At 45.8% G+C, this 15,340-nt stretch carries 16 protein-coding genes; 2 read left to right on the top strand and 14 right to left on the bottom strand.

The features are described 5' to 3' along the window. Positions 1 to 36: 36 nt before the first annotated feature. The 7 genes from splB to MHH91_RS07200 form a co-directional block, all read right to left on the bottom strand. The gene (gene splB, locus MHH91_RS07230; protein ID WP_013352058.1) at positions 37 to 1,065 is read right to left on the bottom strand and encodes a spore photoproduct lyase; all 1,029 of its coding nucleotides are present in this window, start codon (positions 1,063 to 1,065) and stop codon (positions 37 to 39) included. Positions 1,066 to 1,149: 84 nt separating this feature from the next. Continuing rightward, complete coding sequence (locus MHH91_RS07225; RefSeq protein ID WP_013352057.1) at positions 1,150 to 1,389, bottom strand: transcriptional regulator SplA domain-containing protein; 240 nt, start codon at positions 1,387 to 1,389, stop codon at positions 1,150 to 1,152. Positions 1,390 to 1,476: 87 nt separating this feature from the next. Further along, positions 1,477 to 3,192, bottom strand: coding sequence for a phosphoenolpyruvate--protein phosphotransferase (gene ptsP, locus MHH91_RS07220; protein ID WP_013352056.1), 1,716 nt, complete (start codon positions 3,190 to 3,192; stop codon positions 1,477 to 1,479). Then, positions 3,192 to 3,458, bottom strand: coding sequence for a phosphocarrier protein HPr (locus MHH91_RS07215; protein WP_003154654.1), 267 nt, complete (start codon positions 3,456 to 3,458; stop codon positions 3,192 to 3,194). The genes ptsP and MHH91_RS07215 overlap by 1 nt, the downstream gene beginning before the upstream one ends. Positions 3,459 to 3,554: 96 nt before the next feature. Further along, on the bottom strand, positions 3,555 to 5,651 hold the full coding sequence (gene ptsG / locus MHH91_RS07210) for a glucose-specific PTS transporter subunit IIBC (RefSeq protein ID WP_013352055.1): 2,097 nt from the start codon (positions 5,649 to 5,651) through the stop codon (positions 3,555 to 3,557). 232 nt (positions 5,652 to 5,883) lie between these two features. Then, positions 5,884 to 6,750, bottom strand: coding sequence for a glucose PTS transporter transcription antiterminator GlcT (glcT, locus tag MHH91_RS07205; RefSeq protein WP_088030502.1), 867 nt, complete (start codon positions 6,748 to 6,750; stop codon positions 5,884 to 5,886). Between the two features lie 50 nt (positions 6,751 to 6,800). After that, positions 6,801 to 7,766 (bottom strand): LacI family DNA-binding transcriptional regulator, encoded by a 966-nt coding sequence (locus MHH91_RS07200; RefSeq protein WP_013352053.1) that lies wholly within the window; start codon positions 7,764 to 7,766, stop codon positions 6,801 to 6,803. A gap of 97 nt (positions 7,767 to 7,863) precedes the next feature. On the opposite strand from MHH91_RS07200, the gene MHH91_RS07195 reads away from it, so the two are divergent. After that, positions 7,864 to 7,989: a hypothetical protein gene (locus tag MHH91_RS07195; protein ID WP_014470464.1), complete on the top strand. Its 126-nt coding sequence runs from the start codon at positions 7,864 to 7,866 to the stop codon at positions 7,987 to 7,989. Between the two features lie 57 nt (positions 7,990 to 8,046). Here MHH91_RS07195 and MHH91_RS07190 read toward each other — a convergent pair whose 3' ends face one another. The 6 genes from MHH91_RS07190 to MHH91_RS07165 form a co-directional block, all read right to left on the bottom strand. Next, positions 8,047 to 9,141, bottom strand: coding sequence for a M24 family metallopeptidase (locus MHH91_RS07190; RefSeq protein WP_013352052.1), 1,095 nt, complete (start codon positions 9,139 to 9,141; stop codon positions 8,047 to 8,049). A 112-nt stretch (positions 9,142 to 9,253) separates the two neighbouring features. Further along, positions 9,254 to 11,167 (bottom strand): heavy metal translocating P-type ATPase, encoded by a 1,914-nt coding sequence (locus MHH91_RS07185; protein WP_014470466.1) that lies wholly within the window; start codon positions 11,165 to 11,167, stop codon positions 9,254 to 9,256. Between the two features lie 243 nt (positions 11,168 to 11,410). Then, the gene (gene stoA / locus MHH91_RS07180) at positions 11,411 to 11,905 is read right to left on the bottom strand and encodes an endospore biogenesis thiol-disulfide oxidoreductase StoA (RefSeq protein ID WP_014471744.1); all 495 of its coding nucleotides are present in this window, start codon (positions 11,903 to 11,905) and stop codon (positions 11,411 to 11,413) included. Positions 11,906 to 11,958: 53 nt separating this feature from the next. Then, complete coding sequence (locus MHH91_RS07175; RefSeq protein ID WP_013352049.1) at positions 11,959 to 13,299, bottom strand: polysaccharide biosynthesis protein; 1,341 nt, start codon at positions 13,297 to 13,299, stop codon at positions 11,959 to 11,961. Positions 13,300 to 13,412: 113 nt separating this feature from the next. Beyond that, entirely contained in the window at positions 13,413 to 14,036 is a 624-nt protein-coding gene (locus MHH91_RS07170) for a cell wall hydrolase (RefSeq protein ID WP_014470468.1), read from the bottom strand. Positions 14,037 to 14,309: 273 nt separating this feature from the next. Further along, entirely contained in the window at positions 14,310 to 14,504 is a 195-nt protein-coding gene (locus MHH91_RS07165) for a hypothetical protein (protein WP_013352047.1), read from the bottom strand. Between the two features lie 163 nt (positions 14,505 to 14,667). On the opposite strand from MHH91_RS07165, the gene MHH91_RS07160 reads away from it, so the two are divergent. Beyond that, a complete protein-coding gene (locus tag MHH91_RS07160) occupies positions 14,668 to 14,853 on the top strand; it encodes a YkvS family protein (protein WP_013352046.1) in 186 nt (61 codons plus the stop codon). A 73-nt stretch (positions 14,854 to 14,926) separates the two neighbouring features. Here the strand turns inward: MHH91_RS07160 and MHH91_RS07155 are convergent, their stop codons facing one another. Beyond that, positions 14,927 to 15,202 carry a DUF3219 family protein gene (locus tag MHH91_RS07155; protein WP_013352045.1) on the bottom strand — a complete coding sequence of 92 codons (276 nt, stop codon included), beginning with the start codon at positions 15,200 to 15,202 and terminating at the stop codon, positions 14,927 to 14,929. Positions 15,203 to 15,340: the final 138 nt, after the last annotated feature.

Here is a 15,340-nt window from a genome sequence, read left to right as displayed (position 1 = left end):
CAGCAAAAAAAGAGCCGTCATGCCGACAGCTCCGCCTTACGTAAAATATTCGATTTTCGCTTTCGGAAAATAAGTTTCGATATAAGTCTCGAGCGTTTCCCTTAAGGCATGTTCTTCGTCCTTTTGATATATATACTTGCCGATTCCGTAGCGTCCCCATTTGTACCTTCGCTTTTCTTCATCCAGCTCAAGCTTTGTTTTCGGATAGTTCTTCTCGATCACCCGTTTGGCCGGTTTTGTGAATCGGTGCTGAATCAGTTCGAATGTAATGTCATGCCGAACATCTTCAGCAAGTGCCGCGTCAAGCTTCTCAAACAGTTCCTTATAGCCCTCTTCCCAGCCATCATGAATATAAATCGGCGCCACGATGAAACCGAGCGGATAGCCCGCTTTAGCGACTTTGACGGCGGCTTCAATCCGTTTGTCGAGCGGAGATGTTCCCGGTTCAAAATTTTTAATGACATAATCCGCATTGATGCTGAATCTGAACCTTGTCTTTCCGTTATGCTTCGCATCAAGCAAATGATCGACATGGTGAAATTTGGTCACAAATCTAAGCTTTCCCAATTCACTTTGTCCGAAGTGTTCAATGGCCCTTTTTAATGTGTGTGTCAGATGATCGATTCCTACGATGTCAGACGTACAAGAGGCTTCAAATCTTGTAAATTCCGGAGCCCGTTCTTTCATATACTCATCAGCCTGATCCAGAATCTCTTCCACATTGACATACGTACGGATGTAAGGCTTTGATCCCATCGTTGTCTGCAGGTAGCAATAGTGGCAATGCCCCATACAGCCCGTCGCAAATGGAATGGCGTATTCAGCGGACGGCTTTGAAGAATCGAATTTCAATGTTTTCCGGACGCCGATCACCAATGTTGATTTTGCGTTCCGATATTGCTGCAAATGGTTTTTTCCCGGAATATTCCGGACTTGATTATGCGATGTCGTTTCTCTGATTTCAAGTCCCATGTTTTCAAACTTACTTTTCAGCTCTTGCCCTAACGGGTATTCGAGCGCTCGCGGTTCTATATAAACAAGCTGGGGGACAAACGGTTTCAGCATGGACTGACACTCCCTTTACATATTCTCATGTTGTTACTTTCCGTCCAAAAGAGAGTGAATATGCGTTGTAAACATTTCCTTTGATCAGTGATACCGGTCTTCGTCAAAAAGTTCGCTGTAAAGCGCTTCTGCTTCCTCATATGTCGAAAAGACCGCATCATCTTCGGCCAGCGGATGATAGGTTTCGTATAAAAACAGAGACAGTTCTCCCTCATGATACGGATGATGAACGATCTCTGCTTCTTTAATATGGGCAACATTGGCGGCATGCGGATTGCGGTAAATCACATAGACCGTATCCCCCGCCCCAAACGGTTTTGTCATGATAATCCCTCCTGTTGAAAGTTATTGTTCCCCGCTTTTTTCCGAATATGAAAAAAACCAGACGGCTTACACCGTCTGGCTGTTGTATTACTTATTGAATGTTTCTTTAACGAATGCGACAACCTCTTCTGTCGTGCTCATAGACAAGATTGTTTCTTTGAATGATTCAGCTTCTTTTTTAGAAAGCTTGCTGATCTGCGTTCTTGCCGGAAGGATGGATGTAGCGCTCATTGAGAACTCATCTAAGCCTAAGCCGAGAAGAATCGGAATCGCAATTTCGTCTCCTGCCATTTCTCCGCACATGCCGACCCATTTGCCCTCTTTGTGAGCGGCTTCAATGACAAGGGTGATAAGACGGAGAATCGCCGGGTTGTATGGCTGATACAGATAAGCCACACGCTCGTTCATACGGTCAGCAGCCATCGTGTATTGGATCAAGTCATTTGTTCCGATACTGAAGAAGTCAACTTCTGTGGCAAACTGATCTGCGATAACGGCTGTAGACGGAATCTCTACCATCATACCGACTTCAATATCGTCAGAAACCGTTACGCCGGCTTTGACGAGTTTTTCTTTTTCTTCAAGAAGAATCGCTTTCGCCTGTTTAAACTCGTTTACTGTCGCAATCATCGGGAACATGATTTTTAAGTTTCCGTATGTACTTGCACGAAGCAGCGCACGCAGCTGAGTTCTGAAGATTTCTTGCTCTTCAAGGCAAAGGCGGATGGCTCTGTAGCCCAAGAACGGGTTCATTTCTTTAGGAAGCTGAAGGTAAGGAAGCTCTTTGTCGCCGCCGATATCCAATGTCCGGACGACAACTGATTTTCCTTCCATACGCTCAAGAACCGTTTTATAAGCGTCAAATTGCTCGTCTTCTGTCGGAAGCTGGTCGCGTCCCATGTATAGGAATTCCGTACGGTAAAGCCCTACAGCTTCTCCACCGTTTTCAAGAACGCCTTTTACATCATCAGGGGTGCCGATGTTTGCGGCAAGCTCTACATGATGGCCGTCTTTTGAAACAGTCGGTTCATTGACAAGCTTTGCCCACTCAGCTTTTTGCGCCAGATAAGCACTGTGTTTTTCTTCATATTTCTTTAACGTTTCACTGGAAGGATCGATGATAACATCACCATCGATGCCGTCTACGATTACCGTAACACCGTTTTCAATTGTGCCTGTAGCCGCTTTTGTGCCGACAACAGCCGGAATTTCAAGCGAACGGGCCATGATTGCGGAGTGTGAAGTACGTCCGCCGATATCGGTTGTGAAACCTTTTACAAATTGACGGTTTAATTGCGCCGTATCAGACGGTGTCAAATCTTCAGCCACGATGACAACCTCTTCTGAGATCATGCTCGGGTTCGGGATTTCCACGCCCAGCAGGTGCCCCGTCACACGTTTTGTTACGTCACGGATATCCGCCGCACGCTCTTTCATGTATTCGTTATCCATTGATTCAAACATGGTAACGAACATGGAAGCTGTTTCCTTCAAAGCGAATTCAGCATTGACTGAATCTGTGCTGATTTTCTCCTTTACCGGATTTAGCAGCTCAGGATCACTCAGAACTAAAAGGTGCGCGGAGAAAATGTCAGCTTTGTCTTGTCCCAGTTCTTTTAAAGCATGCTCTTTAATTTTCTCAAGCTCTTCTTTAGAACGTACAATCGCTTCATCAAAACGGCTTACTTCAGCCGCAGCATCAGCAATGTTTTTCTTTTCAACCGTTAAGTCCGGCTCTTCAAGCCGATATGCTTTTGCAATCGCAATTCCGGCTGAAGCGCCTATTCCTTTTAATTCTTGCATTACTCGCCGAGTCCTTCGCTTTTCATTGTTTCTTCTAAAGCGTTAAGAGCATCGTTTTCGTCAGCGCCTGAAGCGGAAATTGTGATTTCAGCGCCTTTAGCGATACCTAGAGACATAACGCCCATGATAGACTTAAGGTTTACTGTTTTACCGTTATATTCTAAGTTTACGTCAGCATCATATTTGCTTGCAGTCTGTACAAGAACTGTCGCAGGACGAGCGTGGATTCCGGAATCTGCTGTTACTTTAAATGTTTTTTGTGCCATGATTATCATTCTCCTTTAAATTAAAGCTATATTACTACACAATATTATATCATACAGCCGTACTTGTCATCTGACAAGCACGGCGTATTTATATGCTTATTTTCCGATTTTCACAATATCTTTTTGTTCCCGTTTTACAGTACCTTCGGCTGAAAGGGAAATCGTTTCGCCCTCGGCAAGGTTTGTAAAGACAATCGGTGTCATTAATGAAGGAACATGAGGTTTAACCGCTTCAAGATCAACTTCAAGCAGCTTTTGACCCGGTTCAACCCGGTCACCTTCAGAAACAAATGAAGTGAATCCTTCACCTTTCAGGCTGACTGTGTCGATACCGAAATGAATCAGGATCTCTCTTCCGCCGTCAGACTGAAGGCCGATCGCATGTTTTGTCGGGAAAACATTCAACACTTTTCCGCGGACTGGCGATACGACAATTCCTTCTTCAGGAAGAATCGCAAAACCGTCACCCATCATTTTTCCTGAGAACACTTGGTCAGGCACATCCGTAATCGGATGGATTTCGCCGGTGATCGGAGAAGCGAACACTTCTTCACCCTGCTCATTTCGGAGCGGCTCCGCGATAACCTCTTCAACCTGCTGGCTGACTTCTTCTTGTGCGGATACTTTCGGTTCCGGGCGCGGCGTGCGTCCCGCGATAATATCCTGCATCTGAGTTTTTAAACCGTCAGAGCGCGGGCCGAAAATGGCTTGAATATTGTTTCCGACTTCAAGAACGCCTGATGCGCCAAGCTGTTTCAGTCGGGCCTTATCCACTTTCTTCTGGTCGTTGACCGTGACGCGAAGTCTCGTGATACAAGCGTCAAGGTGCTTAATATTTTCCTGATCACCCATTGCCTGCAGGATTTCATAAGGAAGGTCGCCGGCTTCGCCTGATACGCCTGCCCCTTCATCCTCAGCCTCTTCTTCACGGCCCGGCGTTTTCAGATTGAACTTTCTGATCGCAAACCTGAAACCGAAGTAGTAAATGAGGGCAAATCCTAAGCCGACTGGAATGACCAGCCACCAAGCCGTACGGTTAGGCAGAATTCCGAACAGGAAGTAGTCAATCAAACCGCCTGAGAAAGTCATACCGATTTTTACATGCAATAGCTGCATAACCATAAAGGAAAGTCCAGCAAATACGCAGTGAATCGCAAACAGGATAGGAGCCACAAACAAGAATGAGAATTCAAGCGGCTCGGTAATCCCCGTTAAGAAACTTGTCAGAGCGGCAGAACCCATGATTCCGGCTACAAGTTTTTTCTTTTCAGGCTTCGCTTCATGATAGATTGCAAGCGCTGCCGCCGGAAGGCCGAACATCATAAACGGATATTTCCCCGTCATAAATGTACCTGCCGTCAGCTGTACGCCGTCTTTGATCTGAGCCATGAAAATCCGCTGATCTCCGCGGATGATGTCTCCAGCCGCATCTTTATAGCTGAAAAATTCATACCAGAACGGCGAGTAGAAAATGTGATGAAGGCCGAACGGAATTAATGACCGTTCAATCATTCCGAAAATAAAGGCTGCCAAGGTTGGATTCGCTTCCACAAGTCCCGTTGAGAAGGAATTCAGACCGTGCTGGATTGGAGGCCAGATCACTAACATAATAAGACCGAGAATTAATGCGGAAATTGATGTGATAATCGGGACAAACCGCTTACCCGCAAAAAACCCGAGATACTGCGGAAGTTCAATTTTATAAAACTTGTTGAACAATAACGCGGCCAGAACCCCGACGATAATACCGCCGAACACGCCCGTCGCCAAAGTCGGTATCCCCAGCATGTTAATATAGGCCGGATGATTTTCCGCAAAAAACTTTGCCCGTTCAATTTTGTCAGACGGAATACTGCCGTTTGCCATCAGCACGGCGCTCATGGATACGTTCATGACCAAGTATCCGATAATAGCCGCGATTCCGGCAACGCCGTCTCCATTCGCAAGACCGATCGCTACCCCTACTGCAAATAGAAGCGGCAGGTTGTCAAATACGATTTGGCCGGCGCTTTCCATGACGTTCGCCACAAGCTGCACGTTATCATTGCTCAAGAAATGCATCACTTGAATCATATCTTTGTTCTGCATGGCATTTCCTAACGCAAGCAAGATCCCCGCTGCCGGTAAAATCGCAACCGGAAGCATAAGAGCACGGCCGATTTTCTGGAGAACGCCGAATAATGCTTTAAACATAAAAGATGTACCTCCTCTGTTAGCTAGTGTGACCTTACAGCGAAAATTCATGACAACGAATTCATAGGCGCAAGTCTTCAGTTTAACCGTTTACATTTGCCCTTTTACACAACAAAAAAGGCATGAGTAAAAAAGGGTGTGCAAAATAACGGGACCGTTCTTCCCGTTTTTTACCCTCAATCACTCATGCCTGATCGAATCAGTGACACGTTTTTAAAGGTTTCAACTGAAATTATGAAATTTTATTGGTTAATCGGTACAGATGAAGCGTGAGATAAACCGCTTCCGCCTCATGAACTGGTTTTTTCAGCATTTGCTGCAAGATTTTTATCAGTTTCCAAGCAGTATTGTAGCATAGCGGGTATTCATTTTTCAATAATAACATTAACTTTTCTGGTTCTTTTGTCTGCTCTTCCCGCTTAATCCTGTCTATGGTAAATCTGATATGCCGGATCAGCCGCAAATAGTGGACGCTTTCTTTATTCACTTCCATTTGGAAAGATTCCTCTATCACCTGAACGAGCCGGGACATCAGCTGTGAATGCTGGTTGACCTCTGAAAGGGGCCGATTCGTAAGAGCGGAATGGATATGAAGAGCAATAAAGCCGATCTCTCCTTCCGGAAAGCAGATTCCCGTCTTTTCATTAATCATGCCGACGACTTCACGGGCAATTTGAAATTCTTCCGGATAAAGTGTTTCGGTTTCCATAAGAAACGGGTTTTTAATGTCAAAGCCCTGCTGCAGCCGCTTTACCGCGAAGGCGATATGATCCGTCAGCGCAATATGGATATGTTCATTCAACGGCTGGCTTGTCCGCTTCTTGATATGATAAATGACGTCATTGGAGATGTCGACAAGTGTCTCGTCCACATAACCGAGGAGCTTTTTAAATTGTTTTTGTTCTTTTTCATCCTTTAAGATGAACATCTTGTCATATCCTTTATCTTCAATGACATCCGCTTGTTTTTTTCCAAAGCCGATCCCTTTCCCGATTAAGACGACCTCACTGTATCTATCATGTGTTGCGATGAGCACATTGTTATTTAATACCTTCTCAACTGTAAAGGACCCCTTCATGATCCTCAGCTCCTTTGTCATTCAATACCTCATATCGTACAAAACGAACGGAAAGCGCGTCAATTCTTTTTTTAGACGGATGATCGTTCAATAAGCCGGTAATCAAGAACCTTCCTTGACGGGGGCTCTCCGCTGATCCGATTCTCAAGCATGTGAAAAGCCTGCTTTCCCATTTCTTTCGTTTGTATATCTATTGTGGAAATACCCAGCATCCTGCTGATATCATGATTGTCGATGCTCAAAATCGCAAGCTCTTCCGGAATTCTTGTCCCGTTTGCTTTGGCTTCAAGGTAAAGACCGGCGGACACTTGATCATTCGCCGCAAACAGCGCAGTCGGTTTGTCATCCCAGCTCTGCCATCTATGAAAAAGAGCTTTTCCGTCAAGCAGCGTCAGCGCCTTTTCCACAACCAGCTCTTCCCTGTAAGGCTGCCCGATCTTCTTCAGCGCCTCTTTATATGCGGCAATGCGGACTTGACTGTTTTTCCCCTTTTTTCTCGCCAGGCTGATCGCTATTTTCCGGTGTCCCTTTTCTATCAGATAATCCAGACCGTGCCGAAATGCTTCCCGGTGCGGATTACTGATTGAGGAAAGCCCCGCCGTATCAGTATGCTGGCAGAGGATGAGCGGTTCTTGCACGGAAAGCAGATGCTCATCAGGAATTGCTTTGGAGCAGATAATCAGGCCGTCCACTTGGCGCTCCTGTAATTGTGATAAGGCAAAGCGTTCTTTTTGCTGCTGATAATCTGTCTGGTATAAAGAAAGATGCACGCCTGACGCTTCGGCAGCCTCAGCAATACCTGCGACAAGGTCTGCAAAATACGGAAGATTCACCGACGGAAGCACAACGCCGATCATATCGGAAAAACCTTTGGATAAATGCACAGCATGAATGTTGCGCCTGTATCCGAGCGATTGCATCGCTTTTTTCACTCTTTCTCTTTTGTCTTCACTTACATACGGATGATTGTTTAATACTCTTGATACGGTTGTAACGGAGACCCCGGCAGCGCCGGCAATGTCTCTGATCGTGGCCATGGCGTCCCCCCTTCTTTTTTCCCTTGATCTGGAATGCGTTTCATACAGTAAGCTAAAAACAGATACAGCCTATTCGTTTGAAAGGAGAATAACAGTGATGGGGATTCTTTGCTTAATCGGTTTGTGTCTGGCCATACTCGGCGGCAGTTATCTTGCTGTGCGGCCGCTGCGGGAAAAGCATGATATCAAACCATTTCAGCATTTTGATGATTTTTTCATTTAAAAGGTGATAAAAAAGGACGCTGCCTTCCAGAACCGTCCTTTTTTATCACAAAGCTTTCTATTTCAGGATCGTTAATTCTTTCGGATACTGCGTTAATGTTTCGGCGCCGTCTTTTGTGACAAACACGTCGTCTTCAATGCGCACGCCGCCTACATCAGGCACGTAAATCCCGGGTTCTATTGTGTATACCATTCCTTCTTGAAGGAGTGTGTCGTTCGCACTGCTCATTGATGGATATTCGTGCACTGAAATTCCGAGTCCGTGGCCGAGACGGTGCGGGAAATAGTCCCCGTATCCGGCTTTTTCAATAATGCCGCGGGCTTTTAAATCAAGATCGCCGATTCTGACGCCGGGTTTGCTTAATTGAAGCGCCGCCTGTTCAGCTTTAAGCACCGTTTCGTAAATCTCTTCCTGCTTCGGGCTGATTGATTGGTATGCGAATGTTCTCGTTATGTCTGAGCAGTAGCCGTCAAGAATAACGCCCAGATCAAACAGAACGAAATCACCTTTTTTCAACCGGTCTGTACCCGGATTTCCATGAGGCTGGCCTGATTTTTCTCCGAACAGCACCATTGTTGAAAATGACATGCCCTGCACGCCTTTTTTCTTCAGCTCAAACTCAATCTGCGCCAGTACTTCTGTTTCACTCACACCCTCTTTAAGCGCCGCGACACCGACTTCAACTCCGTAATCCGCGAGTTTTGCCGCTTCCCTCAGAATGCTGATTTCTTTCTCATCTTTGACGAGACGGAATTGGTTGAGTGTTTCTTCTGCCGATGCAAATGCGGCGCCACCTGAAGCGTGCTTAAGTTGTTCTGAGCGGGAAAGTGAGATCGAATCCTTTTCAACCGCGATGGAATCAAGCCGCATATTTCGTCTTGCAAGCTCGGCTTTTATCAGCTCCCACGGATCTTCGTGATCACCGTATCCGATAATATCATGCTCCCACCCGGCGCTGCGGGCTTGTCCGGCTTCCATTCCGGGGCAAACGAAAAACGGCTCCTGTTCCTGGAACAGGAATAATCCCATTAACCGCTCATGCGGGTCTGTATAAAAATCAGTCAAATAAAATACGTTTTCCTTTGTATGTATAAACGCCGCGTCATGCCCTTCTTTTTTCAGCCAAGATGAAACACGTTCTAATCTGTTCATTTTTGTTTTTCCTCCTTACCAATGTGACTCTTTTTTCATTCTATCAGTTTTCCGGCGTTTATGCTGTGAACGAACATTAAAAAAACAGCCGCCCGGTGTGCGGCTGTTCTGCTTATTTTAATAATCTCAGTCCGTTCAGTATGACCAGAATCGTGCTTCCTTCATGACCGATCACACCAAACGGCAGTTCCATCACCTGCAGAAAGTTGGCGCAGATCAGCAGGCAGATGACCGAAAGCGAGAAAACAATATTCTGCTTAATAATCCGGTTCATTTTCCGTGAGAGTCTGCACATTTTCACAAGCTTATAAAGGTCATTTTTCATGAGGACCAAGTCAGCGGTTTCTAAAGCCACGTCCGTCCCTCCGCCCATCGCAATACCGACGTCAGCGGTTTTCAGAGCGGGCGCGTCATTAATGCCGTCCCCCACCATGGCGATTGTACCGTACGTTTCTTTCAGCTTCTTCACTTCTTCCGCCTTTTGGTCGGGCAGACAATCTGCAACAACCGTCGTCATGCCCGCTTCTTTTGCAATGGCAGCCGCTGTTTCAGGCTGATCGCCTGTGAGCATGGCGGTTTTAATGCCCAGTGATTTAAGTTCAGCCATCACCGCTTTGGCTTCAGGGCGGATTTGATCCTTTAAAGCAAAGCAGCCTGCTATCCGGTCATCTTTCTTAACGAAAACAAGCGTAAAGCCTTTCCCTTTTAACTCTTTTCCCGATGTTTTCAAAAAAGCGTCTGCCGCCTCTTCGCCTGCAAATCCCGCTTTTCCGATCATCCATTTAACTCCTTCTATATCAGCCTGAACACCGAATCCGGACGTCTCGTCAATTAAAGTATGGCCTGCGGGCGCGGCGCCTCGGCTTTCGGCAAATTCAGCTATCGCTTTTGCAAGCGGGTGGCTTGATTGCTTTTCAATCGCATACACCGCTTGCATGATCTCATCTTCATTCACATGTTCTGCCGCTTGGAAAACCGCGACTGCCGGCTGTCCTTTCGTTACCGTGCCGGTTTTGTCAAACGCAATCATCCGAACGCTTCCCAGCTGCTCTAAAAATACACTTCCTTTGACCAATAATCCGTTGCGGGCCCCATTTGAAATAAGGGAAAGCGCAGCGGGCATGATGGAAGCGACAAGTGCGCACGGCGAGGCGACCACCATAAACACCATCGCCCGGTAAAAGGTTTCACTCCAGCTCCATCCTAATGCAAAATGAGGAACAAATAAAAGCAAAGCCACGGCTAAAAGCACGCCTTTGACATAGACACTTTCGAATCGCTCAATAAACGCCTGGGCCGGTGACACACTGTTTTGAGCCGATTCCACCAGTCTGATAATTTTTCTGAATAAGGACTGTTCATTTGTTTTCGTAACACGGACTGTTAAGGAGCCGTTTCCGTTTACCGTTCCTGTAAACACAGAATCTCCGGGTGTTTTTTCCGCCGGCATCGCTTCACCCGTCAGCGCCGATTCATCAAGGCTCGTCACGCCTGACTCAATAATCCCGTCGGCCGCTACCCGTTCGCCCGGCTTAATGACGATCATGTCTCCGATCTTCAGTTCAGCGGCCGGCACCCGCTTTTCCTGTCCATCCGCAATCAAGGTCGCTTCCTCCGGCTCCAGTTTCATCAGGGAGGTTAAATCACGGCTGCTCTTATTCATCGTATATGTTTCGAGCGCGCCGCTTAACGAAAAAATAAAAATAAGGACGGCGCCCTCCGCCCAATAACCGATAAGGGCAGAACCGACAGCGGCAAAAATCATCAGCAGTTCAACATTTAACGTCTTCGTTTCCAGTGTATCCTCGATGCCCTCTTTCGCTTTTGCAAATCCGCCGATCAGGAAGGCAAGGATATACAAAGTGACGGACAGGCCTTTTGTTTCGGTGAAAAACCAGGCCGCAAGAATGAGGGCGCCGGATACGAGAGCCGCGATGAGCTCCGCATGCTGGAGCCACTTTTTTCCGGACCGTTCTTCTTGTATCTGCTGTTGTGAATGGGCTTGAGACATCACTTGTTCATTCATTATGAATTCTCCTCTCTAATTGAGAACGCAAATCATCTTCAATTCCCCGATAAAAGCAAAAACAGCCGCCTAACAGGCAGCATTTTCACAGTAATATCGCGGTGTTTTCTTTATTATAGCATGCCGGCGGAAGATTTCAATTATAATTGTTTTAATTTCTTTTTGATAATAATTATCATTAGCACTCCTTCAGCTGTTCATTATATGCAAAAAAAGGCCGGGAGGAAATCCTCCCGCGCCTTTTTATTTCTCAGACCATTCTTTTAATTGTGATGCGGTCATCGGACCGACGATCTTTTTTTCGATTTCCCCTTTTTCATTCAACAGAAATGACGTGGGAATCGTCATCACATTGTATTCCTTCATGAGCTCGCCTTTAGAGTCAAGAACAATCGGGAATGTGAGATGGTGCTGATTGACAAAGTTTTGAACGGTATCTTTGTTTCGCTCGGCATTCATCAGATTTACCGTTACAAGTCTTACATCATCGGACTGACTCTGTTCATAGTACGTTTGGAACTGAGGCAGTTCTTTTTTGCAAGACGGACACCACGATGTCCAAAAATGCAAAATTGTTTTCTGCCCTTTATCCGGGATCGATATCTTGTCTCCTTCAATCGTCTTCATCAAAAACACAGCGGGAATTGCCCGTTTTTCTGATGAGGCTTTCGCTTCAGGCATCCAGACGGCTGCAGCTATCAAAAGGACTGCACATACAATAAGGCGGGTTTTATGCATACGATCTTCCTTTCATGCGTTTCGGATAGCTTGCCCTTCCTTATCGAAATGTATCAGCCTTCAATCCGGGGCGCTGTTCTTCCGCCTCCCGTCAGAAACACGGAGACACCGAGGTCTTTGCAGATTGTCGCGTAATGTAAACTTGTCAGAAGAATCATGCCGGTATTCATGCCGAGTATAATGCCGAGCATTTGCAATTCCGGCATAGAACCGAGCACATACATCATCGAAAGCGCCACGATATGGCTCCATACATTATGATAAAACGCCGTCTTTACATGGCCGATGCCGATCAGACAGGCCTGAAGCGGCATCACGAACAGATGAAAAAGAAAATACGGCCACAAAAGCTGCAAATAATACTGCGCTTCCGGAGACTGAAAAAACAAATGGGTCAGCGGGGCCGCGAACTGAAACATAATCCAGACAGCCGGAATGCCGTAGCCGAATGTAATAAAAATCGATTGTCTCAGGCGTTTCAGTACAATATCATATTGAGACAGCGCGTACGCTTCTGAAATGCTCGGAATCATAACAACCATCAGCGAATGAGCGATAAATGCGGGAAACGAACCGATCGTCACCGCTACACCGGCAAGCATGCCGTATTGATCAATCGCAGCGGTCCCGGCTGCCCCCGACGCCAGCAGCGCTCCTTTTACTAAGAAGGGTTCAATGGCGTTTGTCACCGCGTGAAAAATACGAAGTCCCGTTGTCGGAATGGATACGGCCAGAAGGCGTTTCCTCACATCCTTGCCGCGCAGGTGAATATGCTGATGGCCGGAAAGCGTCCTCCGCGCTAAAATAAACTGCGTATACAAGTAAACGAACACCACGACATCGCTTGCGACCAGCACAAATAATGAAATGAGCACGGCCATATCAATTTCAAACGAGTACCATTGAAAAAAGATAAACAGACAAAGCACTTGAATGATTTTTTTCAATACATTCGCAACCGCGATTTTCCCCATTTGCTGCACACCCATAAAATAGCCTCTGGCGATGGATGTAAAAGCGACGACGGGGATCAGTCCGATGACAATCCCTTTGATAAAAGGGTGATACGTATCGAATACAGGAATGAACGGCAGCGCGATGCTTGCGGCCGCGGTTGAAAACGCGGTAAATACGGCGGTCATTCTGAAGGCATGCCGCAGCATGCTTTCATGCAGCTTCTGATTGGATTCCGCGATGAATTTTGAAATGGAGATCGGAAGCTCCAGACTGGCGATCACGATAATTAAAAAAATGGTGGGCAGAATGCTCATGTAAAGCCCCATCCCATGCTCGCCAAGCTCCCGCGCCAGTATCATATTCACGACAAATTCCAGACATTCAGCGAAAAAGGCGGCAATGGATAAAAGAATGATCCCTTTCACAAATCGATTCATGGTGTCTCTCCTTGTCTCTCGTTCTTCCATCATCATATGAGACAAGTTCTGAAAATATTTTCGATTTCTTAAAATTGAAAAAAGCATAGCCGGGATATTTGATCCCGCTATGCTTACATAGCAAATACGTGTCTGCCGATCCGTTCGATAATTTTTCGGGAACGGATCCAGTTGTCAGACGCCGTTTTCGGATTGTAGAAAAACAATGCGCTCGTTTCTCTGCCCGGATGGTCAAGCGCCTCATTTGCGGCGGCAATGGAATCCTTATCCGGCTTTTGATTAATGCTTCCGTTTGCTACCGGCTCAAATGCATTCCTTTGATAGATCACACCCCGAATGGTATCCGGGAAGCCGTTCTTTTCAGTCCGGTTCAGCACTACGCTGGCTACCGCAACCTTCCCTTTATAAGACTCACCTTTCGCTTCCGCGTGAACGAGACGTGACAGAAGTTCTCTGTCAGCACGGGAATACGTCTTTTTCGGGGGCTGATAAGCCGTCTCCTCCGGTTTGGCTTTCTTCTCCAGATGAGATGACAGCTTTATCGGATGGATAGAATGCTTCTGATCAGTTTTTGAAAGCTTCGGAACCGAACCTTTTCTATTTAAATCAGCAACCAGTGTGCTGGATTCTTGCTTTGGCTTCTTCGCTAAAGTAAACAGAGCTTCTGTATGTTCAATTTTTGTTGCAGGCATAAAACAAAGAAAAAAGACAGCCAAGGCAGCAAATTTTGTCGTCATACGATTTCCTCCTTAAATACTTCACTACCTTAACAAGAGCTGTACGCAAATTCACGGTTAAAGATTTTCCAGCGCTCCCAATCAGCTTTTATGATGGAAGAAGTTCGTTAACATCCTTGTTATTGGAAGGAAAACGGCCGTCATTCTCACAACATTAACCAAATAGCAGTAAAAGTATCCATCGGAGGGATTTTACATTTTGTTTACATCTGTTACAGCAGGATGAAATGAAACACCGAAATCAAAAAAAGACTCCTCATGTGCGAGGAGCCGTCAGCTTCTTGGCTGTTCTAAATACTGGAAAACAACATCTCCGCCCTGCTGGGCAATACCGCGGAAATGCTTAAAATCTTCCTGCTTCGACAAAACCGCTCGAAATGCAAGAAAATGTTCTTTCTGCACCCTGAATTCTTTGACTTCACCGGTGCGTATTTGGTTGATACGTTCTGATATTTCCTCAGGCAGCAACAAACACACCCCCCTTTTCTCGGCTTTTTCCCGAAAATCAATATACCATCTTTCCCCCGCCGGGACAATGATTGAGCGGGCTGATACCCATATCGCTTTACTTCTTAAAGAAAATACTGCAAAATATTTTCAAACAGGATTTATGATAAAGGAGAGGAAGCTCGTGAAAATTGCTAAGGTTGGAAACGTCATTGAATTTAAAAACGGATTAACCGGTATCGTTGAAAAGGTAAATGAAAACTCCGTCATCGTTGATGTAACCATCATGGATAATTATCGTGATCTTGAATTAGATTCCCTCACTGTCGTCAACCATAAGAATTACAAAATCATCAAAGACTCCTATTAAGCCCCACCAAACCATCCGAACCATTTACATATCCCGTACAAAAGCTGCCGCCCGGCAGCTTTTTCAAATGAATTCAGATCTCAGTCATTTCAACAAAAAAATCTCCGGTCTCGTCTTTATTGTAAAGATTTGTGACGGATGTATAGTAGTTGGTTATTTTGCCGCGGAAATCAAGCCCCCGCTTTGGCACCTTGATTTCAAAAGTTTTTTCATACAAAAGGACGGCAATATCATGATACGTTTCAGAGGTCACCTTCAATATAAATGAGATAACGCGGCCGTTTTTGCCCGCACTTTCTTTACAGTCATACATCTTAAGCCTTACACCGTTCAACTCTAACAGCTCCATGAAAAACACTCCTTCTTTTTACAGGACATGCTATCATTCTGATCATTTATTCACAATTGATCCGCTCCGCATGGAAAAAAACGGCGCAGGCCTTTACAAACGTATGTTCCCTATTTTATGATAAAACAGACGAGCTGC

Source organism: Bacillus sp. FSL K6-2819 (genome assembly GCF_038008305.1).
Classification (GTDB): Bacteria; Bacillota; Bacilli; order Bacillales; family Bacillaceae; genus Bacillus; species Bacillus amyloliquefaciens.
Note: the sequence above shows the minus strand (reverse complement) of the source record. Positions and strands in the feature narration are given on the sequence as shown.

What these genes read in the sequence shown, in the direction of transcription:
- MHH91_RS07195 (WP_014470464.1), top strand. Translation starts at nt 7,864, where the DNA reads ATGGGGATTCTTTGCTTAATCGGTTTGTGTCTGGCCATACTCGGCGGC.
- MHH91_RS07185 (WP_014470466.1), bottom strand. Translation starts at nt 11,167, where the DNA reads ATGAATGAACAAGTGATGTCTCAAGCCCATTCACAACAGCAGATACAA.
- MHH91_RS07175 (WP_013352049.1), bottom strand. Translation starts at nt 13,299, where the DNA reads ATGAATCGATTTGTGAAAGGGATCATTCTTTTATCCATTGCCGCCTTT.
- MHH91_RS07170 (WP_014470468.1), bottom strand. Translation starts at nt 14,036, where the DNA reads ATGACGACAAAATTTGCTGCCTTGGCTGTCTTTTTTCTTTGTTTTATG.
- MHH91_RS07190 (WP_013352052.1), bottom strand. Translation starts at nt 9,141, where the DNA reads ATGAACAGATTAGAACGTGTTTCATCTTGGCTGAAAAAAGAAGGGCAT.
- ptsP (WP_013352056.1), bottom strand. Translation starts at nt 3,192, where the DNA reads ATGCAAGAATTAAAAGGAATAGGCGCTTCAGCCGGAATTGCGATTGCA.
- stoA (WP_014471744.1), bottom strand. Translation starts at nt 11,905, where the DNA reads ATGCATAAAACCCGCCTTATTGTATGTGCAGTCCTTTTGATAGCTGCA.
- MHH91_RS07215 (WP_003154654.1), bottom strand. Translation starts at nt 3,458, where the DNA reads ATGGCACAAAAAACATTTAAAGTAACAGCAGATTCCGGAATCCACGCT.
- MHH91_RS07225 (WP_013352057.1), bottom strand. Translation starts at nt 1,389, where the DNA reads ATGACAAAACCGTTTGGGGCGGGGGATACGGTCTATGTGATTTACCGC.
- MHH91_RS07155 (WP_013352045.1), bottom strand. Translation starts at nt 15,202, where the DNA reads ATGGAGCTGTTAGAGTTGAACGGTGTAAGGCTTAAGATGTATGACTGT.
- ptsG (WP_013352055.1), bottom strand. Translation starts at nt 5,651, where the DNA reads ATGTTTAAAGCATTATTCGGCGTTCTCCAGAAAATCGGCCGTGCTCTT.
- splB (WP_013352058.1), bottom strand. Translation starts at nt 1,065, where the DNA reads ATGCTGAAACCGTTTGTCCCCCAGCTTGTTTATATAGAACCGCGAGCG.
- glcT (WP_088030502.1), bottom strand. Translation starts at nt 6,750, where the DNA reads ATGACAAAGGAGCTGAGGATCATGAAGGGGTCCTTTACAGTTGAGAAG.
- MHH91_RS07200 (WP_013352053.1), bottom strand. Translation starts at nt 7,766, where the DNA reads ATGGCCACGATCAGAGACATTGCCGGCGCTGCCGGGGTCTCCGTTACA.